Genomic DNA, 20,168 nt, shown 5'->3' on the forward strand with positions numbered 1-20,168 from the left:
TCCGCCTCGTGCAGGGCGCCCGTCAGTCCGCCCGGTGCAGGATGCCCGTCATACAGCCCAGTGCCCCGGCGGCACGGACGTGCTGGTCGACGCCGACCTCGGTCACGGTCACGCCGACGCCCTCCAGACGACGCCGGATGCCCGGCGCGCCGGTCGGCATCAGGACCCGCCGGGGACCCAGCGCCACCAGGTTCATCCCCCGTCGCCGCAGCAGCTCGTCGTCCGGCGCGAACTCCACCAGCCGCACGTCCCGGGAGCGCAGCAGCGCCCGCAGCTCGTCGGTCGCGGCGGCGGCGTGCACCGCCGCCAACCGCTCGTCGAGAAAGGTCACCGCGCCGAGGAGGTGCTGGACACCCGGACCGAGGCGGACGGTGACCACCTGCACGCCCTGGGCCGACAGCACACGGCGGAGACACTCCGCCCCGGCAGCGCTCGTCCGGAACCCCACTCCGACCATCACCGTGCCGCGGTCCAGCCACAGCGCGTCCGCGCCCTCCAACGTGGCGGTGCCCGTTACGGTGACCAGCACCGGGTATCCGGCGGTGGCGAGCGCGGCGGCGGCGTACCGCTCCTCGCCGGCCCGTTGCGCGGCGGCCATACGGCCCACCACCACGCCCGCCGGGGTGGCGACGAACAGGTCACGGGTGAAGACGAAGTTCGGTGGCGTGTCCGCCGCCGTGCGGGCCAGCACCACCTCGACGCCCGCGTCCGCGAACGCCGCGGCGACCGCCTCGGTCTCCGCGCGCATGGCACCGAGGTCCACCCGCGCGGTCATGAGTGCGGCGGCCGGATCGGTGATCCGCGCCAGGCTCTCCGGCGGCCAGCCGAGCAGCACCGCCCGCAGCGGCGCGGACTCCGACCGGTAGCCGCAGCGGGCCCAGAGCCGGCCGTCCGCCACCTCCTGTTCGTGGCTGGTCGGCCGGGGCGACCAGCCGGCACCGCCGAGGGTGCTGGGGCGCGGCGGCGCGGTGGTCTCAGATCCAGGATTCGTCGTCGTCATATCCGAGCTCCTCGGCCAGTCGCCGCTCCGGTCCCCCGATCGCGGCGCGCACCAGCTCCGCCCGCCGCCGCCACCGGCCGGGCTGCGGCGGCGCGGTGGCGACCACCGGGTCCCGCAGTCCGTCGGCCGCGATCGCGCGGAGCGGCCCGTCCATCGGCACCCCGAGCCAGTCGGTGATCCGGGTCAGCACGCCCGCCCGGCTCTGCGGTGTGCGCACCAGGTCCTCGAACCGCACCCGCAGGTAGGGCAGTCGCAGCGCGGCGGCGTCGTCGAGGATCGCCCGGTGGCAGGAGCGCCACTGCAGGGCGCAGACGTCCGGCAGGGGCGCCCGCGTGTAGTCCTGCCAGCCCTGCGGCAGGTCGAACTTCCACCACCAGCGGTCCTCCGGCCGGTCCCGCCCGTAGCCGGTGATGTTCAGCGGCCGGTCCATCCGGTGCGCGTGGAAGCCGTGATAGAGCCAGCCGTCGTACAGGCCGTTGATGGATCCGGCCGGGTTGCGGGTCAGGTGCAGCACGCGCATCCGGGCGTTCGGGAACAGTGCGCGGAGGAAGCCCAGGCGGTAGGCGTTGCTCGGGGTCTTGATCACCAGTGGGCGGGTGGCGAGGTCGTGTGCGGTGGCGTAGCGCCAACCGACGGTGAGCACGAAGGGCGGCTCCTCCACCAGCAGTTCGCCGGGCGCACCCCGGACGTCCTGCCGCCACGGCGGTCCGGCGAGATGCGGTGGCATGTCGTAGTAGCCGGTGCGGACGGGCACGCCGCGCACGGCGAGGGCGGCGTGCAGCCGGGCGTGGAACCGGGCCGCGTGCGACAGGCGGGCGGGATCGAAGTCGGGCTGCGACCGGAGCTCCGCCAGCACCCGGCGGGCCGTGTCGAGCCAGTCGGCCAGGTCGATCTCCAGGGTCGGCCACTGGATGGTGAACCGCCAGGCCGCGTCCAGGAGGAACTGTTCCGGCGAGACCGTCGGGTCCGGTCGGCCGACGTCCAGCGACAGCTCCTCGTCGAAGACCCGGCGCCGGGCGGGCGGCAGGGCGGCCAGGTGCGCGGCGTCGAGCTGATCGGAGCCGGTCCCGCTGGCCGGCGGCACCAGGCCGGCCAGCCGCAGGTACGGGTTGAACTCCGCGCGCAGGTGCAGCAGCGCGGGCGTGCGGCGCAGCATCTCGGCGAGCATGCTGGAGCCACTGCGCGAGCTGGAGGCCAGCACCACCAGGTCCCGCACCCGGCCGGTGAAGTCCCGCACCACGGGGCGCCGCAGTCGGCGCAGCTCGGTCAGCCGGTCCGCCAGGTGGGCGTTACCGGCGAGCCCGGGCGCGGTGCCGGTCAACACACCGGTTTCCGTACCGAATACACGCACCAGCGCCACTGGTCGCGTACCGATCCGTCGGCGGCGACCTCGAACGGGTGCACCGCGCGCACCTGGGCCGGGGCGTTGTAGAACAGGCGGTAGATCTCCTGGCGAGCCGCGGGGGTCGTCTCGTGGGTGTCGATCCACTTGTCGATCGACTCCCAGAGCAGGTACTCCTCCATCGCCAGGTCGGTGAAGCCGGCGCCCAGCAGGAGCCGCCGGAAGTCCGGCTCACGGAACATCTGGAACAGCAACGGCTGCTTCTTCTTGAAGATCCGGAACATCCAGTACGCGTCCTCGTCGGCGTACGGGACGATCTGGCCGACGATGAACTGCCCGCCCGGTTTGAGGACCCGGAAGACCTCCGACACCGGCTTCTCCGGGTTCGGCAGCAGGTGCAGGACCTCGCGGTTGACGACGAGGTCGAAGCTGGCGTCCGGGAAGGGCAGGTCGTAGACGGTGCCCTGGTGGACCTTGTCGAGCCGGGTGGAGGCGAGCGCCACCATCTCCGGGGTGATGTCCAGGCCGATCATCTCGCCGACGCGGCCCCGGAAGGCGTTGCCGACCACTCCGCTGCCGCAGCAGACGTCCAGCATCCGGGCGTCCGGGGCGACGTCGCACAGCGCCGCGTGCTGGGCCAGCAGGCCCTCGTCGGTGAGCCAGGAGCAGGAGTCGTGCCAGTTGCGGGAGCGGATGCCGAACTGGCGCTGGTAGACGGCGTAGTCGACCTCGATGCGGCGGCGCCGGACCTGTGCGGTGCGGCTGGCCAGCCGGGCGGCGAGCCGGGCGCGGGCGGAGTCGAGCGTCCGTTTGACCAACCGCTGCCCCAGGTCGTCGTCGAGCGCCAACTGTCGGGTCAGCTCGGCCGACACGGCGGCGCGGACGAAGCCGGCGACCTCGCTGCTCTGCAACCGCTTCTTGGTCTGTCCGTCGAAGCGGGGGCTGCGCATCCGGACCGCCACGACCGCGGCCAGCCCTTCCAGGATGTCGACCGTGGTGATCCGTTCTCCCGCGGTCGGGTCGAGCAGGCCACGGCTGGTCGCGTACTCGTTGATCACCTCGGCCAGCGCGGCGCGCAACCCGTCCACGTGGGTGCCGTGGTGGTCGGTCCGGACGGTGTTGACGAAGCTCTGGATGTCCTCGGTGTAGCCCTCGGTCCAGCAGAAGGCGGCGTCGAGCGCCAGGTCGTCGGTCTCGTGCCGGACGGCCAGCGGGTCCGGGTGCACCCACACCGCGTCGCGGTGCCGGTGCCGCAGGAACCCACCCACCCCGGACTGGTAGCTGAGCCGGACGTCCTCCCCGGTGCGCTCGTCGCGCAGCCGCAGGGTCAGCGCCGGGTGCAGGAAGGCGACCTCCTCCAGCCGGCTGCGGATCAGGGCGGCGGAGAACTGCGCGGTCTCCAGGACCGTCTCGTCGGGGAGGAAACGGATCCGGGTGCCGGTGCGGTCCGATGCGCCGACCCGCGCGAGGTCGCCGATCGGCGCGCCTCGCGCGTAGGTCTGCCGGTGGTGGGTGCCGTCGCGCCAGACGTCCAGCTCCAGCCGCTCGGACAGGGCGTTGACGCAGGAGAGGCCGACGCCGTGCAACCCGGCCGAGGTGCGGTAGGAACCGGCCTCGAACTTGCCGCCGGAGTGCAGGGTGGTCAGCAGCACCTCGGCCGCCGGGCGCTGGTGCTCCGGGTGCGGGTCGACGGGGATGCCCCGGCCGTCGTCGCCGACCGAGCAGGAGCCGTCGCGGTGCAGGACGACCTCGACGTCGCGGCAGTGTCCCGCCTCCGCCTCGTCGACCGCGTTGTCGACCAGCTCGCTGACCAGGTGGTGCCAGCCGGCCACCCCGACCGAGCCGATGTACATCGACGGGTGTCGGCGTACTCCGTCGAGGCCGGAGAGGACCCTGATCGTGCTGGCGTCGTACCTGGTGTCGGCGGGTGCCGGGGACTGCGTCGGGGCGGCCTGCGTGGACTCCATCGGCTGGCTCACTTCCTGATCGGCGGTCTGCGGGCCGGTGGTCATCCGGCGACCGGCTCGCCGAGCGGCCCGGCCGGTACGCCGCGCAGCGCCTCGTGGGCGGCGCTCAGCTTGGCCAGGTGCGCGTGCTTGAGGGCGCGCAGGGTTTCCAGCCAGCTCGCGACATCGGCCAGTCCCTCCTCGTGCGCCTGCTGGACCAGCGCGGGGTAGCGGGCGGTCGCGGCCTCCATCTCGCTGCTCAGCGCCGCGGCGAGGTTGAGGTCGGTGTCGCCCAGCGGCCGCCCGGTGGCCGGGTCTGCCACGGCCTGCAGGAAGTCGAGATGCCCGTGTGCCACGCAGGCCGCGCTCTCGGCGAGTTCGGTGAACAGCCGGGCGGAGTCGAGCGAGCCCTCGATCTCGGACACCTGGGCGAAATACTGGAAACGCAGGACGGTCGATGCTTCCGCGATGAACGCCGCGCGGATCGCGTCGAACAATTCCTCGGTGAGCGCACTCATTATGCCGTTCCACTCCCCCGAATGATTCTGAGCATTTGCCGTCCGGAGCGGAAAACGCCGGAGTCGGTATCGGGATTCAATTGGCCGAAAGGGTGCGGGAGCGGTGCCCCCCGAATCGCCGTCTAACGTTGACCAGGCACATCACTGCCCGGCTCACCAGGCCCGGTGGTCAGAACTATAGACGCGTCGACCATCACCCGTCTAGAGTCCAACGTCAATGTCAGTGAGCCTTCGGCAGGGCCGCTCGGAAGCCTTGCGGGGGTTCCTCATCGCCGCCGCGCGCTACCGCACAGCGGTCCCGTGCCGGCGCGGCCGGTCCCGAATTGTGGAAACGACAGGGGGAGCAGTGACAATTAGCGATCAGGACGTCGTCGACCACTTCACCGCACGGGCGCAGGGCTACGACCGCTCCAGCGCCTGGTGCACGGACACCGAACTCGGCCGCCTGGTTCTCGACCTGACCACGCCCGGGCCGGAGCACGAGGTGCTCGACGTGGCCTGCGGCACCGGACTGGTCTCCCGGCTGTTCAGCGGCCGGGTGGCGCGACTCGTCGGCGTCGACGTGACCGCGGCCATGGCGGAGCAGGCCCGGCCGTCGCTGGACGACCTCGTCCTCGCCCCCGCCGAGGACCTGCCCTTCCCCGACGACTCCTTCGACATCACGGTCTGCCGGCAGGGCATCCAGTTCATGGAACTGCCGGCCGCGGTCGCCGAGATGACCCGGGTGACCCGGCCCGGCGGCCGGGTCGTCCTGATCAACCTCTGCGCCTACGGCACCGCCGACCGTGACGAGTACTTCGAGATCCTGCGGTTGCGCAACCCGGTACGTCGACACTTCTTCCTGCCGGGCGACCTCGCGGACCTGCTGCGCGAGGCGGGCTGCGTGGAGGTGGAGACCCGCAGGTACGTCTCGGTCGAGGACGTCGACGTCTGGTCGGACAACGGCGCCATCGACGAGGACTCCAGGGAGGCGATCCGCCAGGTGTACCGGTCCATGTCGCCGGAGTTCCGTCGGCTGCACGCGGTGGAGCAGACCGACGGGCGGATCATCGACCGGATGCTCTTCGAGATCGCGGCGGGTCGCCCCGCCGGGGACTGACGTGAGGGCCGTCCACGGCCGACGATGGGCGCCTCTGCCCCGTCGGCCGGGGACCACGTGCGCTCAGTCCACCACCGGTGAGACGGCGGGCGGCGCGACCGTCGGGGACACCAACGGGACGGGGTGGAACTCGTCCGGGTCGGCCGTCAGGTCGTACCAGTCGACGGCGCCGCCCTCCACGGGCTGCCAGATCGTCTTGCTGCGGCCGTCGGTGCGGACCGACGCCAGCGCCCGCAACTCGCGGTACTCGCTGGCCTCGCGCTTCTCCTGCGGGAAGTAGGTCTCCGAGTACGCGGGCCGGGAGGTGCCGGCCAGGTCCCGGAAGAACGACACCATGGACTCGCCGTCGGTAGGGGTCGCCGGCAGTCCCAGCAGGTCCAGCACGGTGGGCATGATGTCGACCAGCCGCACCTGCTCGTGGAACTCCCGGCCGGTCGGCACCCCCGGCCCGGAGAAGATCATCGGCACGTGCTGGGTGGCGTCGTGCAGCAGGCAGCCGTGCCCCTCCTCGTACGGGTGCCCCCGCTCCCCCGCGTGGTCGTTGGAGTACCAGCCACCGAGGTCCTCGCCGTGGTCGGAGAAGCAGACGACGAGCATCGAGTCGATGTCGTGCCCGGCGGCGGCCAACCGGTCGAGCAGCACACCGAGGTAGTGGTCGCTGTAGGCGACCTCGCCCTCGTAGGGGTTGTCGACGGCCACGCCGACGTCCTCCGGCGGCTCGTACGGCCAGTGCGCGTCGAAGAAGTGGGCGAACAGGAAGAACGGGCTGTTCTGTTCGGCCAGCCAGTCGCCGGCCCGCTCGGCGACCATCGGCGCTCGCTTGAGGGCCAGCCCGCGCAGCTTCACGTCGCCCACCGCGAGGGGGTCCCGCCCGTCGGGCAGCAACGGGATCTCGTCGTCGTAGAAGTCGAAGCCGCGGTCGATGCCGTACCACTTGTTGAGACCGGGGCAGGAGACCACGGCACCGGTCCGGTAGCCGACCTCGCGCAGCCGCTCGGCCAGTGTGGGCACGTCGGCGCGGAGTTGCTCACGGAACAGGTGACGGATGCCGTGGTTCGGTGGTTGCAGCCCGGTGAAGACCGTGGCATGGCTGACCGGAGTCAGCGGACAGGACGACACGGCCTGACGGAACGTGACACCCCTGCGGCGGAGCCCCTCCACGCCGGGGAACTTCCCGGAATACGCGACGTCGGCGCGGACGGTGTCGAGCGAGACGAAAAGGACACTGGGCCGGTCCACGAGAACCCCCTCGCTGGCTACGGGCAGTCGGGAGATCGTACCTGATCGATACGTTCATTGACGACCACGGAAGTGGTCCACCGTTGACACGTTGACGGTGATCATCGATGGAGCTATGTTCGTCGCCATCGGCTTAGGGGGGCGTAATGCGGTCGTGCATCCTGATGTGGAAATACCCGCAGATGGTGGTCCTCACGGCCGTCACTGCCGCCCTGTACGCGACGGCGTACATCGCGTTGTCGCCGTTCAGCATCGATCTGGTGCCGGGCGTCCTCAGCTTCTCGATCCGCACCATCTTCCCGATGGTTTTCGGAATCCTGTTCGGTCCGGCCGGGGCATGGGGCCTCGGCATCGGAAACATTGTCGGTGACCTGTTCACGGGCAGTCTCGCACTCGGCTCGGTATTCGGTTTCCTGTCGAACGCCCTGCTCGGATACCTCGGTTTCACCCTCTGGTCCCGCTTCGGTCCCCGTCCGGCGCAGCTCGACGCCGACACCGAGGACGCACCGGCCGGCGACCGGGTCCGCCCAGTGCTGACCTACCTGGCCATCGGTGTCGTCGCGGCGGCGGCGAGCGCGGTCGTGCTGGCCTGGGGCCTCGACCTGCTCGGTTTCGTGCCGTTCCGGGTGGTCGCGGTCACCCTGGCGGCGAACTTCGTGATCGGCAACTGGGTCGGCGGCCTGCTGTACCTGCTCCTGCACCGGCGGGTACGGGCGATGGGCGTGACCTGGGACGAGATCATGGATCTGGACCAGCCACCGGGCCGAGGGCCGCGCGCGCTGCTGGGCACGGCGCTCGTCGCGGTCGGCGGCATCGCGGGTTGGCTCGTCGGCCTCCAGCTCGGCGGTTCCGACCTGCTCACCCCGGTCGTCGGCGTCGCCTTCGTGGCGGTGCTCCTCGGCGCGGCCCTCCTCTGACGGGACGATGTCCTCCTCGTTGACCGCGAAGCAACTGGGCTTCACCTATCGGCGGTCCTCCACCCCGGCACTGACCGGGGTGGACCTGCGCCTGCCACCTGAGCAGTTCACCGCGCTGCTGGGCGCGGCCGGCGCCGGGAAGTCCACCCTCGCCATGGCGCTGACCGGCCTGATCCCGCGCAGTGTCCGGGGACGCCGGGAGGGCACGGTGCACCTCGACGGCCGGGATCTCACCGAGCTGACCGCCGCCGAGGTGGCGCAGCACATCGGCATCGTCTTCCAGGACTTCGAGAGTCAGCTCTTCGCCACCAGCGTCGTCCTGGAACTCGCCTTCGGGCTGGAGAACCTCGCGGTCGAGACCACCGAGATGCGCCAGCGGGTCGAGGACTACCTGCGCCTGCTTCGGCTGACCGAGCTGCGCGACCGGGAGCCGGCCACCCTCTCCGGCGGCCAGAAGCAACGGCTGGCACTGGCCGCTGCCCTGGCCCTCGAACCGGAGATCCTGATCCTGGACGAGCCGACCACCGACCTCGACGCGGCCAGCCGCATCGAGGTGATCCGCGCGGCGCGCTGGTGGGGTGGACGGCCGCGCACCCTCGTGCTGGTGGAACACGACACCGAGGCGGTGCTGGGCCCGCCCGGCGGCCCCGGTGCGGACCGGGTGGTGCTGCTGGAGGCGGGCCGGGTGGCGGTGGACGGCCCCGCCGACACCGTCCTGCGGGACCCCGCGCTCCTGCGCCGGCACGGGGTCCGGCCACCACAGGTCGCCGACGTGTGCGACCGGCTCGGGCTGCCCGAGATCGCCCTCACCGTGGCCGAGGCGGTGCCGCTGATCGGCTCACTGCGTTCCTCGGCGGGGCCCGCCCGGGCGCGCGCGGTGCCCGGACCGGCCGTGGTCAGCGCGCGGCACCTCGACCACGAGTATCCCGACGGTAGGACGCTGGCCCTGCGCGACGTGTCGGTGGAGATCCACGAGGGACAGTTCACCGCCATCATGGGGCGCAACGGGTCCGGCAAGACGACCTTGGCCAAGGTGCTCAGCGGGTTGCTCGTGCCCGATGCGGGGCAGGTCGACGTGCTGGGCAGGGATCTGCGGGGGCTGCCCCGGGCCGAGGTGGCCCGCCAGGTGGGTTACGTCTTCCAGAACCCCGACCACCAGCTCTTCTCGGCGACCGTGGCGGACGAGATCGCCTTCGGTCCGCGCAACTTCGGCCTTCCGGACGACGAGGTACGCGACCGGGTGGACGCCGCGATGGCCGACGTCGGCCTGACCGAACTGCGCCGGACCGATCCGTTCCTGTTACGCAAGGGCGACCGGCAGCGCCTGGCCGTGGCGGCGGTGCTGGCCATGGGGCCTCGGGTGATCGTGCTGGACGAGCCGACCACCGGCCTCGACGAACGGCAGCAGCAGTCGGTCATGCGGTTGCTGCGCCGCCTCAATCGGGCCGACCTGACGGTGGTCATGGTCACCCATCACGCCAACCTCGTCGCCGAGTACGCCGACCGACTCGTGGTGATGACCGACGGGCGCATCGTCCTCGACGGGCCGCCCGAGGTGGTGTTCCGGCGTCGCGACGTGCTCGCCGCCGCGTCGGTGCTGCCGCCGCCCGTGGTGGACCTCGCCGACGAGCTGCGGGTGGACGCGCTCACGGTCGACGAACTCGCCGCCGCCGTCCGAGTGGGCGGGTGAGACGTGTACCAGAGCCTCTATCTCCACCGGTCGTCACCGGTGCACGCCCTCGATCCACGGGCCAAGCTGCTGGGCCTGCTCGCCCTGGCCGGGCTGCCGTTCGCCTTCAACGATCCCCGCTACGTGGCGGTGGTCGGGTTGCTCGTGCTGGGGCTCTCCGCCGTCGCCGGGTGCCTGGGCAACCTGCGCCGCTTCCGCAACGTGTACCTGCTGGTGTTCGTGGTGAACGTCGTCCTGTGGCAGTTCACCATCGACGGCACCACCACGCTCTTCACGCTGGGTCCGGTCACCGTCACCCGGGAGGCGCTGCTGTACGGCATCGCCGCGGCGCTGCGCTTCGTCGTCGTGCTGATGGTCGGGACCCTCTTCGTCTCCTGCACCAGCACCGAGGACGTCACCGTCGGGCTGGTGCACCTGCGGCTGCCGTACACCGTGGCGTTCGTGGTCTCCACCACGCTGCGCCTGGTGCCGGCGTTCGTCACCGCGACCGGCACGGTGATCGAGGCGCAGACGGCGCGGGGCTTCGTGGCGGACAGCCGCAATCCGGTACGCCGGGTCCGCCAGCTCCTGCCCGTGGTGGTGCCGTTGATCGTCTATGCGCTGCGACACGGGTCGATGATGTCGCTGGCGATGGAGGCCCGGGGGTTCACCGTGCGGGGCAGCCGGACCAGCTACCGCACTCCGGTGATGACCGCTCGGGACGTCGCCGTGCTGGGCGGGCTGGCGATCATCCTGGTCGGTGCGATACACCTTCGACTGTCCGGTTACGGCGTGGTGCTGCCCGGACGGCTGTGACGCCGGGGCGGGACCGTGGTGCCGCCGTGCCGGCCGGGAGGGAACACGATGACGCCTCGCCTGATCGCCACCGACGTGGACGGGACCCTGCTGCGCCCGGACGAGACGGTCTCCGCCCGCACCGGTCGTACGCTCGCCGCCGTGGCCCGCTCGGGCACGCCGTTGGCCCTGGTCACCGGCCGTCCGCCGCGCTGGCTGCGTCCGGTGCTGGCCCAGACGGCGCACCGTGGGCCGGTGGTCTGCGCGAACGGGGCGATGCTCTACGACGTACCGACGCAGCGGGTGTTGCGGTCGTACCCGATGGAGGTGGAGTGCCTGCGGGCGGTCGCCGAGAACATCCGGCGCATCCTGCCGGACGCGGCGTTCGCGGCCGAGTACGGTGACGCGTTCGTCCACGAGCCCGGGTACCGGCCCCGGTGGGACATCGATCTGCCCGAGGTGAGCATCGTCGACCTGACCGTGGTGCTCGCCCGCCCGGCGGTGAAGCTCCTGGTGCGGCACGCCGAACTCGGGGCGGACGCGATGTTCGCGCTGGTACGGCCGGCGGTCGGGGACCTCGCGGTGGTGACTCACGGATCGGGTGACGCCCGGATGGAGATCTCCGCGGTGGGTGTCACCAAGGCCACCGCGCTGGCCGCTCTCGCCGAGGAACTCGGCATCGACCGGTCCGAGGTGATCGCCTTCGGTGACATGCCGAACGACCTGCCGATGATGGAGTGGGCGGGGCGGTCGTACGCGGTCGCGAACGCGCATCCCGACGTGCGGGCGGTCGCCGACGAGGTGGTCGGGTCCAACAGCGAGGACGGTGTGGCCGGTGTGCTGGAGCGGTGGTGGCCGGCCGATCCGCCGCCGCAGACGGTCAGTGGTCCGCGGTCCCGGTCCGCCGCCGTAGCCGCGCCAACTCGGCGGGACTGAAGCCGGAGAGCCGGCGGGCCTCGGCGTTGATCGGGTGTTTGTACGGTGCCCCGGCGTCGTTGGCCTCCAGGAGCCGGTACACCCGCTCCTCGGCCTCCTGGACAGCCTCTTCGCTACCCAGCAGGTGGCGCAACCAGCGGTTGCCGTTGGCCACGTGGGTCACCTCGTCGGCGGTGATGTACTCGAACACCATCGCGATGTGGTCCTCGCCGTCGGCCTTGAGCCGGCGGTGCACGTTCTCCGCGCTGTCCAGCGCCGCGCCCTCACCGATCCGCTGTTCGATGATGAGCCGTTCCGCGAGGTCGCGGCCGAGAGCGAACTTGTCCCACACCTCGTACTGCACCGGCTGGTCGCCGGGGCTCAGCCCGCACTCGTGGGCGCGCTGCATGAACAGCTCGAAGTGGCGGGCCTCGTCCCGGATCTGCTTGGCGAGGTCGTAGCGCAGGCCCCACGGCGCCTCGGGGTGGTGGGCCAGGACCGCCGCGCACACCTCGGTCGCGCACAGTTCGATGCGGTACGCCATGTCGTAGAGGATCGTGCCGTAGCGGCCCGGTCCGTCCGGGGGCACCGCCCGACCCTCGCGCAGGTCGGGTTCGCGTCCGGGCCGTGTCGGGATCACCGCAAGGGGCGGGCAGGGGGTGTCCGCGACGGGTCCGGTCGGCAGCCGGGACAGGACGTCCTGCCGCAGGGTGGGCTCGTAGGGCAGCACGTCGATGCGGTGCAGCACGTCGGTGAGGCAGGCGACGGTGGGCTCGTCGGCGGCGCTCAGTAGTCGGGAGCGGTGCGCGAACACCTGGTCCCGCAGGTCGGGGTAGCAGACACCCACCAGTGCCGTCCGTTGCCGCTCCGGGTCGGGTATCCGGGTCAGGCGGTTGAGCAGGCGTATCCGTGCGGTGTCCGGGGTGACGCCGTCGGAGGTGCTGGTGCGCAGGGTGACGATCCGCTCGTCGATAAGCTGCGCGCTCTGGGCCAACGCCCAGATCTCCCGGGACAGCGCCAGTTTCTGCGCGGTGGCGGGAATCCGGACCAGGACGCTCGCGGCGAGCCCCATGGTCTGCTCCATGGCGTCCCGAATGGTCGCCAGCGCCCGCCGGTTCTGGGTGAGGTCGAGTCCCTGTGGCACGAACTCCGGATCCAAGCGGGAACCTCCCCGAGCGTCCGATCCTGCCGGGCCGGCCGTGGCGGCTACGCGACGCCGTGGGCCGTCCGCATCCCTCTGAGGGCGGATCCTACAGCGCTTCGCGGGGGCCGAGGCAAGAGCAAGATATCCACGGCGGTAACTGTCGTGTCGACTTCGGACTTCGTCTACCATCGATCTTTGTCGCGGCGTTTCGGGAGAGGATGTGACGAGGTGCTCACCGATGAGGAGCGCTTTCTGTTCGACCTGCGGGGCTTCGTGGTCCTCCGCGAGGTGCTCGGTCCGGAGCAACTGGGCGAGGTCAATCGGATCATCGACGGCCAGGAGCTTCCGCCGCCCGGTGACACGTTCGCCGACCAGATCTTCTCCGGCTTCCTGAGTTGGGGGCCGGCCTTCACCGACCTGCTCGACCACGAGCGGGTCTTCCCGATCGTGACCACGCTGCTGCACCGGCCCCGACTGGACCGCTACTACGGCATCCGGATGCGGGCCGGCACCACCGGCCTGCCCCTGCACGGCGGGGCGCTCGAGGCCGACGGCCAGTCGGAGTTCTACCACTTCCACCACGGCCGGATGGCCAACGGTGTGATCACGGTCAGCTGGGCGCTCACCGACATGCTGGCCGGCCAGGGCGGCTTCGTGTGCATCCCGGGCAGTCACAAGAGCAACCACCCGCTGCCGAAGTCCTGGGACTACCGGGCCGAGGCGGTGCACCACGTGCCGATGGCCGCCGGTGACGTGCTGGTCTTCAACGGGGCGATGGCGCACGGCACCCATCCCTGGCACGCCGATCACGAACGTCGGTCGGTGATGTTCAAGTACGCGCCGGGGCATCTCGCGTGGAGCAAGGTCTACCTGGATTGGGCGGCCGAGTTGCGGCAGTCCCTGAGTCCCCGTCAGCAGGCGCTGCTGGAGCCGCCGTACTGCTTGCCGCACCACGAGGACCCCACCGACCGCTTCGTGCGCTGACCCTCCGCTGCCGGCGCGCCCGTCGCCTACCCGACGGGCGCACCACCGTCGAGAGGAACGCGATGACCGCACTGCTGCTGTCAGGGCTCGGCCCGGCCTTCATGAACGAGGGGGTGCTGCGCGGCACGCTGTTCGACCCGGACAGCGTGGACCGCCTCCGCACCGACTACTACCCCGACCTGACCCTGGCCGACCTGGGGTTCGAGCGCGACGGCCGCCGTCATCCGTTGCTGCGTCCGGCGCACGGGCGGGGGTCCAGCTCGCTGCGGATCGACGGGCTCGACGGGATCACCGCCGCGCCCGTGCCGCACCTGACCACGGCCACCTTGGAGTCTATCCTCGACGCCGCCGCCACGGACTACGAGGCGTTCGACCTGTCCGGGGTGTGGCGGGGCGACCGGGAGCCGGTCACCCCGTCGTCCCGGGTGCACGTGGTGCTCCTGTCCACCACCTTCATCTGGGACCAGCGCTCGATGTCCCGGGCGATCCGGTGGGCAGCGGACCGTTACCCCGCCGTGCCGATCGTGCTGGGCGGCCAGTACAGCAACCTCAAGTACCTGAAGATCATGGCGGCCCACCCGGAGGTCACCTGCGTGGTGCGCGGCGACGCGGAGGAGGCGTTGCCGCTGCTGCTGCGGGCCGTCGCGGGCGGCGGCGACTGGCGCGACGTGCCGAACCTGGTGGTACGCACCGACGACGGTCGCATCGCGCACACCGACTTCCGGTACGTGGACATCGAGGCCCACCCCTCGCCCACCATGCGGGGGCGCCGCCCGATCGTGCCGTACGAGTCGATGCGCGGGTGTCCCTTCAGCTGCAAGTTCTGCTCGTTCCCGGCCGCCTCGCCGAAGTGGCGGTACAAGTCGGCGAAGAAGATCGCCACCGACTGGGCCGGGTATGCCGAGGTCAACGGAGCCCGGCACATCAGGGCGTCCGACTCCACCTTCACGGTGCCACCGACCCGACTGCGGGAACTGTTCGACCTGCTGCCGGAGGTGGGCATCGGGTGGGAGGCGTTCGCCCGGGCCAACGCCATCCGGGACGCGGAGACGGTCGACCGGCTGCTCGCCGCGCATTGCCGGTGGTTGTCGATCGGCTTCGAGTCGATGAGCGACCGGACGCTGATGCTGATGAAGAAGCAGGTGACCGCCACCGCCAACCGCCGCGCGTTCCAGTTGCTGTCCCGCAGCGACCTGGGTTACCGCTGCTCGTTCATCCTCGGCTATCCCGGGGAGACGCCGGACGACTTCGGCGAGACGGCCACGTTCCTGCGGGACGAGTACGCCGGTCACTTCACGCTGAGCATCTTCTCGCTCCAGGACGAGACGATGCCGGTCTGGGAGGACGCCGAGCAGCTCGGCATCGAGGTCGACGACCCGGAGGCGCCGGACTACTCCTGGCGGCACAACGGCATGGACATCCACCAGGCGCGGCAGTTGTGGCGGCAGACGCTGGAGCAGGTGCGGTGGGGCAGCGACACGGCGGTCCACCTGCTCTGGCAGAAGGACTACGAGACGCCGCTGATCCCCTGGCGTGACGCCCGGACCAACTTCCGGCTGGAGAAGCTGGTGGAGCGCCTGGCCATGCTGCCCACGGCCGAGCCGGACCCGCGTCGGGCCCGGCCGAGGATCGTGGGGATCCTCGACGAGTTGGCGCGGGAGGGGGTGTCGGCGCACCCGGCCCCGGTGGCGCGCCCGGCCGGGTGAACCGGTCGCGGTGCGCGCCCGCCGGGACCGGTCAGATCGCGTACCCGAGTGACCGGAGCTGGGCGCGGATGTCGACGGTGGCGGGCACCGGCTCGGGGGTGCTCCGGGCCAGCGTGTAGGCGTCCAGTAATGCTCGCAGGTCGCGGTCGTCGGCGGTGGGATCGACGTGTGGCACCAGGTCGTCGTCGAACCGTTCGACCCAGGCCGTCTGGACCTCGTCGATGCCCGCGTAGGACTTGCGGTACCTGCGGGGAACCCGAACGAGACGGTGCCGACCCTGATAGGCGGCCTGCCCGACCAGGACGTGGCGCAGTGGGCCCTGCGCCTCGCCGGCCCGCTGCCGTTCCTGGAAGGCGATGAACTCGCCGAGGTCGGAGGTGTACGCCTCGGCGAGGGCCTCCGCGTCGGGAGGCGGGCCTCCGGTCCCCCGGGCCGCGTCGGCCAGGCTTCGCCCGTCCAGGGCGTCGTCCGGGTCCGGGCGCAGACCGGCGAGGTCGAGCACGGTGGGCACGATGTCGACGGTGCGGATCCGGTCCCGGTGCAGGCCGGCGGCGACGCCGTCACCGACCAGGACGACGGGCACCCGCAGCACCGCCTCCGCCATCGAGTTGAAGTGCCCGTTGGTGTGCTCGTCGAACTCCTCGCCGTGGTCGCTGAAGACGACCAGCAGCATGCGCCGGCCGGCGGCGGCGACCCGACGGGTGAGCCGGTCGAGGAAGGGTTCCAGCCGGGTGGTCAGGAAGTGCGCGACGCCGTCCAGGTACAGCCGCATCAGCAGGTCGTACGCGCCGGTCTCGTAGAGGTGGCCGGCGGCCCGCTTGTAGCGGAACAGCAGCTCGGCGTCCTCCGGGTCGCGGTGGCTCTCCACGAGCCGGTCGACGAACGCCGGCTTCTCCGCCGGCAGCATCGCCTCCAGTTCGTCGACCTTGTCGCGGAAGGCCTGGCCGCCGAAGCGGAGGTTGTGGAAGCCGTAGGGGATGTGCACGCCGCCGAAGTGGGCCAGCGCGACGCAGCCCTCGGAGGCGGCGACAGCGTCGACGAAGGCGTCGTCGTCCTCGTCGAGATAGACGTCGACGTCCGGGGTGAAGCCGAGTTCGGGGCCGAGGATGATCGGGAAGTCGACCTTCATGATGGTCTGTTTGCCGGCCCGCCTGCCGTGGGTGAAGATCGACGGTGCCCGCAGCCGGCCGTTGTAGAACTCGTGCAGGCCGTTGTGCAGGGGGTAGCGGCCGGTGAGCAGCGCGCCGTGCGCGGCGGCGGTGTAGGGGGCCGCGGTGATCGTGTTCGGGAAGAACGCGCCCCGGCCGACGAGGTCGTCGAGGACGGCGGTGGGTGGCGCCGGCAGGTCCGGAAAGCGTCGCCGCCAGAGGTTCAGCGGGTTGGCGGCGATCGCGTCGCCGCGCAGTGTGTCGATCGAGACGAAGACGATGTGGTCGTACGGCTGCTCGCCCACGGTGCTCCGATCCTTCGGTCCGGCGTGCCGGGACTGGTCGACGGCATCGATAGATTCCACTATTATCATGCCGATGATCTCGATCTACAACGGTCGACGACACCGGTGGCGAGGACCCCGATGCGCGTCCTGGTGACCGGAGCGGCCGGCTTCATCGGCAGCCATCTGGTGGAACGCCTGCTCGCCCGTGGCGACGAGGTTCGCGGCATCGACTGCCTCACCTCCGGCTACCCACCCGCGACGAAGCTGGCCAACCTGGCCGCCGTCCGGCACCATCCCCGTTTCGACCTGGAGACCGTCGACCTCGCCGGTACGCCGGCCGCTCCCCTGCTGGACGGGGTGGACGTGGTCTTCCACCTGGCCGGTCAGCCCGGTGTGCGGACCTCCTGGGGCAACGGGTTCGGCGACTACGTGACGCACAACGTGCTCGTCACCCAGCGGGTGCTGGAAGCCGCCGCCGCGACCGACCCGGCCCCCCGCGTCGTGATGGCCTCCAGTTCCTCGGTGTACGGCGAGGGGCACCGATGGCCGACGCCGGAGGACGCACCGGCACGGCCGGTCAGCCCGTACGGCGTCACCAAGCTCGCCGCGGAACACCTGTGCCGGGTCTACGCCGACCTGCGCCGGGTCCCCACCGTGGTGCTGCGGTACTTCACCGTCTACGGGCCCCGGCAACGGCCGGACATGGCGTTGCACCGGATGTTCGACGCCCTGGCCACCGGCCGGGAGTTCCCGGTCTACGGCAGCGGCGGGCAACTACGCGACTTCACCTACGTCGACGACGTGGTGGCCGCGACGCTGGCCGCCGGGACGCGTCCGGTGCCGCCCGGCAGCGTGCTGAACGTGGCCGGCGGGTCGGCACGGTCCCTGACCGACCTGATCGCGCTCGTCGAGGAGGTGACCGGCCGCTCCGTGCCGGTGCGCGACGGCGGGGCGCCCCCGGGCGACGTGTCCCGCACCGGCGGGTGCATCGACCGGGCGCGGGAACTGTTGGGCTGGGCGCCCCGGGTCGGGCTGCGCGACGGGGTGCGGGCCCAGGCGGAATGGCACCTGCGTGCCGACTGAGCCGACCGGCGTCATCGCCGACCTGCACGGGCACTCCCGGCTCTCGGACGGCTGGAACCGTCCCGCCGAACTGGTCACCGTGCAGGCCCGCGCCGGTGTCGAGTTGGTGTCGCTGACCGACCACGACACGCTGACCGGCACCGCCGCCGCAGCGGCCCGGGCCGCCGAGCTCGGTCTGTCCTACGTGGTCGGTGTGGAGATCACGGCGGCTCCGGTGCGGCACGACAACCATCTGTTGGCGCACGGCGTACGCGCTGACGACCCCGACCTGGCCGCGTTGCTGGCCACCAACCGGCGGATCTGGCGACGGGACGCGCTGGCCGCCCGCGCGGCGCTGCGCGAGGCCGGGTTGACGGTGCCGGACAGCGCCGCGTACGACGACGGCGACGCCCTCGTCATGCCGCACAGTGTGGCGCGGGACGTGATCCGGACCGGCCGGGCGACCCACCCGCAGGTCTGGCAGGTCATCAACGACGCGCTGGCCCGACAGCCTCCCGAGGCGTACGCGGGAATGCCGGAGCCGGTGGAGATCGCCGAGGTGGTGCACCACGCGGGCGGACTGCTGGTGTGGGCGCACCCGGGACGGTCCCGCAGCCCGGAGCGGATGCGGGCGGTGCTGCCGCTGCTCGACGCGATCGAGGTGCACACCCCCCGGCACGACAGCCACGCCACCGCCGAGTGGGCCGCGCTCTGCGCCGAGACCGGCATTCCGTCCTGCACCGGGCGGGACCACCACGGCTATCCGAGGTACCAGCCGCCGCCGGTGCCGTTGGACGCGCGCTACATGGAACGGTTGGCGGACCGGATCGTCCGGCCGGACGGTCCGGTCCCGCCGGCCCGGTCAGCCGTTGGTGTCGACGGTCGAGCCGACCAGGGTGGAGCGGCGTAGCTTGCCGGTGTCGGTGTGCGGGATCGTCTCCCGGAACTCGTAGGTCAGCGGCATCTTCGCGGTGGAGAGCAGAAGCTGGCAGTGCCGCCGCAGGTCCGCCTTCGCCGGTGGCGCGTCAGCGACCGCCGGGACCACCACCGCGTGGACGGCCTGCCCGAGTACGGCGTGCGGGCGGGCGGCGACGGCCACGTCCGCGACCCCGGGGTGTTGGCGTAGCACCTCCTCCACCTCGGCCGGATACACCTTCACCCCGCCGACGTTGATCATCTCGGCGCGTCGGCCGACGATGTGCAGGTAGCCCTCCTCGTCGAGGAAGCCGGCGTCACCGAGGCTCATGAAGCCGTCGCGCTCCGGCAGGGCCGGCCCGTCGCCGAGGTAGCTGGGCTGCCGGGTGAAGCGGGAGCGTAGGAAGACCTCCCCCACCTCGCCCGCCGCCGCGACGCCGCCGTCCTCGCGGTACACCCGCACCTCGCAGTCCACCGGTCGTCCGACGCTGCCCGGGTGCCGCAACCACTCGTCGCCCCGGATCCACAACGCGCCGATGCGCTCCTGGCTGGAGTAGCCCTCGTAGAGGGTCTCCGGCGGGAACACCTCCATCCAGGCGCGCTTGAGCTCCGGCGGGGCACCTGCCGAACTCTGGTGCACGGTGGTCACCGAGGAGACGTCGACTTCGCGCAGGGCCGGTACGGCCAGCAGCCGACGCATTAGGCTGGGCACGATGATGAAGTAGTTGACCCGGTACCGCTCGATGAGTTCGGGGATCCGGGCCGGCACCACCTGCGGCACCAGCACCACGGTGTGGCCGAGCGCCAAGCCGTGGTAGAGCTTTGTGAACCCCGCGTGGTGCAGCGGGATCATGGCGAGCTGGACCTGCCCGACGTCCAGGCCCACCGCCCGGTCGCCGGCCGACGGGAAGTTCTCGGCGGCGTACACCCAGTCGGGTCGGCGCAGGATGATCCGGGGGCGTCCGGTGCTGCCGCCGGTGGCGTGTGCGGAACGTGGGGTGCCGGCGGGGAACGCCGCGCAGTCGACCTGCGGTGCCGTCCACAGCTCCGCCGCCGGCACGGTGGTCACCGCGTCGTGCGGTGCGGTGGCCACGACGACGGCCGGGTGGGCGGTGTCGAGCAGGACGGCGAACTCCCGTTCGGTCGACTCGGGGTCCAGCGGCAGCACGGTGGCGCTCAGCTTCCAGGCGGCGAGGGTGGCCACCACATGGTCCAGGCCCATCGGCAGGCGTACCGCGACGAGCACGCCGGGGCCCACTCCGGCGGCTGCCAGTCGACCGGCCGCCGCGTCGCTGGTCCGGTCCAGCTCACCCCAGGTCAGCGAGCGGGTCCCGACGGCGTCCGGCACGGTGACCGCCGTCCGCTCGGGATGCCGGGCGGCCAGTTCCCTGATCCGGTCGCCGATGCGGATCGTCGGGGCCGTCGTTGACAGCTTCTCGGAATGGATCATAAGGTCAATCATATCGAGAACTGTCTTTCGCA

General features: G+C 71.6%; 17 protein-coding genes. 9 read left to right on the plus strand and 8 right to left on the minus strand.

Annotated features, from left to right (window positions below):
* Nucleotides 1-22: 22 nt before the first annotated feature.
* From ACZ31C_RS31575 to ACZ31C_RS31590, 4 genes are read right to left on the minus strand one after another with little or no spacing between them, the layout of a single operon-like run.
* Nucleotides 23-1,000 carry a dimethylarginine dimethylaminohydrolase family protein gene (locus ACZ31C_RS31575; protein ID WP_465798393.1) on the minus strand — a complete coding sequence of 326 codons (978 nt, stop codon included), beginning with the start codon at nt 998-1,000 and terminating at the stop codon, nt 23-25.
* Nucleotides 975-2,324, minus strand: a complete 1,350-nt coding sequence (locus ACZ31C_RS31580; RefSeq protein WP_465798394.1) for a sulfotransferase — start codon at nt 2,322-2,324, stop codon at nt 975-977. Before ACZ31C_RS31580 ends, ACZ31C_RS31575 begins: the two co-directional genes overlap by 26 nt.
* Nucleotides 2,318-4,309, minus strand: a complete 1,992-nt coding sequence (locus ACZ31C_RS31585; RefSeq protein ID WP_465798395.1) for a methyltransferase domain-containing protein — start codon at nt 4,307-4,309, stop codon at nt 2,318-2,320. The genes ACZ31C_RS31580 and ACZ31C_RS31585 overlap by 7 nt, the downstream gene beginning before the upstream one ends.
* Before the next feature lie 41 nt (nt 4,310-4,350).
* Nucleotides 4,351-4,806: a ferritin family protein gene (locus ACZ31C_RS31590; protein WP_465798396.1), complete on the minus strand. Its 456-nt coding sequence runs from the start codon at nt 4,804-4,806 to the stop codon at nt 4,351-4,353.
* Nucleotides 4,807-5,152: 346 nt separating this feature from the next.
* On the opposite strand from ACZ31C_RS31590, the gene ACZ31C_RS31595 reads away from it, so the two are divergent.
* Nucleotides 5,153-5,905: a class I SAM-dependent methyltransferase gene (locus ACZ31C_RS31595; protein WP_465798397.1), complete on the plus strand. Its 753-nt coding sequence runs from the start codon at nt 5,153-5,155 to the stop codon at nt 5,903-5,905.
* Nucleotides 5,906-5,968: 63 nt separating this feature from the next.
* On the opposite strand, the gene ACZ31C_RS31600 is transcribed toward ACZ31C_RS31595, so the two are convergent.
* Entirely contained in the window at nt 5,969-7,144 is a 1,176-nt protein-coding gene (locus ACZ31C_RS31600; protein ID WP_465798398.1) for a sulfatase, read from the minus strand.
* Between the two features lie 146 nt (nt 7,145-7,290).
* On the opposite strand from ACZ31C_RS31600, the gene ACZ31C_RS31605 reads away from it, so the two are divergent.
* From ACZ31C_RS31605 to ACZ31C_RS31620, 4 genes are read left to right on the plus strand one after another with little or no spacing between them, the layout of a single operon-like run.
* Nucleotides 7,291-8,061 (plus strand): QueT transporter family protein, encoded by a 771-nt coding sequence (locus tag ACZ31C_RS31605; protein WP_465798399.1) that lies wholly within the window; start codon nt 7,291-7,293, stop codon nt 8,059-8,061.
* A 7-nt stretch (nt 8,062-8,068) separates the two neighbouring features.
* Nucleotides 8,069-9,751 carry an ABC transporter ATP-binding protein gene (locus ACZ31C_RS31610; RefSeq protein WP_465798400.1) on the plus strand — a complete coding sequence of 561 codons (1,683 nt, stop codon included), beginning with the start codon at nt 8,069-8,071 and terminating at the stop codon, nt 9,749-9,751.
* A 3-nt stretch (nt 9,752-9,754) separates the two neighbouring features.
* Entirely contained in the window at nt 9,755-10,546 is a 792-nt protein-coding gene (locus tag ACZ31C_RS31615; protein ID WP_465798401.1) for an energy-coupling factor transporter transmembrane component T family protein, read from the plus strand.
* A 48-nt stretch (nt 10,547-10,594) separates the two neighbouring features.
* Nucleotides 10,595-11,461: an HAD family hydrolase gene (locus ACZ31C_RS31620; protein WP_396749852.1), complete on the plus strand. Its 867-nt coding sequence runs from the start codon at nt 10,595-10,597 to the stop codon at nt 11,459-11,461.
* Here the strand turns inward: ACZ31C_RS31620 and ACZ31C_RS31625 are convergent.
* Entirely contained in the window at nt 11,406-12,599 is a 1,194-nt protein-coding gene (locus ACZ31C_RS31625) for a DUF455 family protein (protein ID WP_465798402.1), read from the minus strand. The genes ACZ31C_RS31620 and ACZ31C_RS31625 overlap by 56 nt on opposite strands.
* A gap of 213 nt (nt 12,600-12,812) precedes the next feature.
* On the opposite strand from ACZ31C_RS31625, the gene ACZ31C_RS31630 reads away from it, so the two are divergent.
* Both ACZ31C_RS31630 and ACZ31C_RS31635 read left to right on the plus strand, forming a co-directional pair.
* Nucleotides 12,813-13,568 (plus strand): phytanoyl-CoA dioxygenase family protein, encoded by a 756-nt coding sequence (locus tag ACZ31C_RS31630; protein WP_449946154.1) that lies wholly within the window; start codon nt 12,813-12,815, stop codon nt 13,566-13,568.
* Between the two features lie 62 nt (nt 13,569-13,630).
* Nucleotides 13,631-15,274, plus strand: coding sequence for a B12-binding domain-containing radical SAM protein (locus ACZ31C_RS31635; RefSeq protein WP_465798403.1), 1,644 nt, complete (start codon nt 13,631-13,633; stop codon nt 15,272-15,274).
* 31 nt (nt 15,275-15,305) lie between these two features.
* Here the strand turns inward: ACZ31C_RS31635 and ACZ31C_RS31640 are convergent, their stop codons facing one another.
* Complete coding sequence (locus ACZ31C_RS31640) at nt 15,306-16,727, minus strand: sulfatase-like hydrolase/transferase (RefSeq protein ID WP_465798404.1); 1,422 nt, start codon at nt 16,725-16,727, stop codon at nt 15,306-15,308.
* Nucleotides 16,728-16,847: 120 nt separating this feature from the next.
* Between ACZ31C_RS31640 and ACZ31C_RS31645 the strand changes: the two genes are divergently transcribed.
* Together ACZ31C_RS31645 and ACZ31C_RS31650 are read left to right on the plus strand one after the other, a co-directional pair.
* Nucleotides 16,848-17,792: an NAD-dependent epimerase/dehydratase family protein gene (locus ACZ31C_RS31645; RefSeq protein ID WP_465798405.1), complete on the plus strand. Its 945-nt coding sequence runs from the start codon at nt 16,848-16,850 to the stop codon at nt 17,790-17,792.
* Complete coding sequence (locus ACZ31C_RS31650; RefSeq protein WP_465798406.1) at nt 17,782-18,681, plus strand: PHP domain-containing protein; 900 nt, start codon at nt 17,782-17,784, stop codon at nt 18,679-18,681. Before ACZ31C_RS31645 ends, ACZ31C_RS31650 begins: the two co-directional genes overlap by 11 nt.
* On the opposite strand, the gene ACZ31C_RS31655 is transcribed toward ACZ31C_RS31650, so the two are convergent.
* Nucleotides 18,634-20,136 carry a class I adenylate-forming enzyme family protein gene (locus ACZ31C_RS31655; RefSeq protein ID WP_465798407.1) on the minus strand — a complete coding sequence of 501 codons (1,503 nt, stop codon included), beginning with the start codon at nt 20,134-20,136 and terminating at the stop codon, nt 18,634-18,636. The genes ACZ31C_RS31650 and ACZ31C_RS31655 overlap by 48 nt on opposite strands.
* Nucleotides 20,137-20,168 lie beyond the last annotated feature (32 nt).

The sequence above is a fragment of the Micromonospora sp. NPDC023869 genome, from assembly GCF_055559695.1.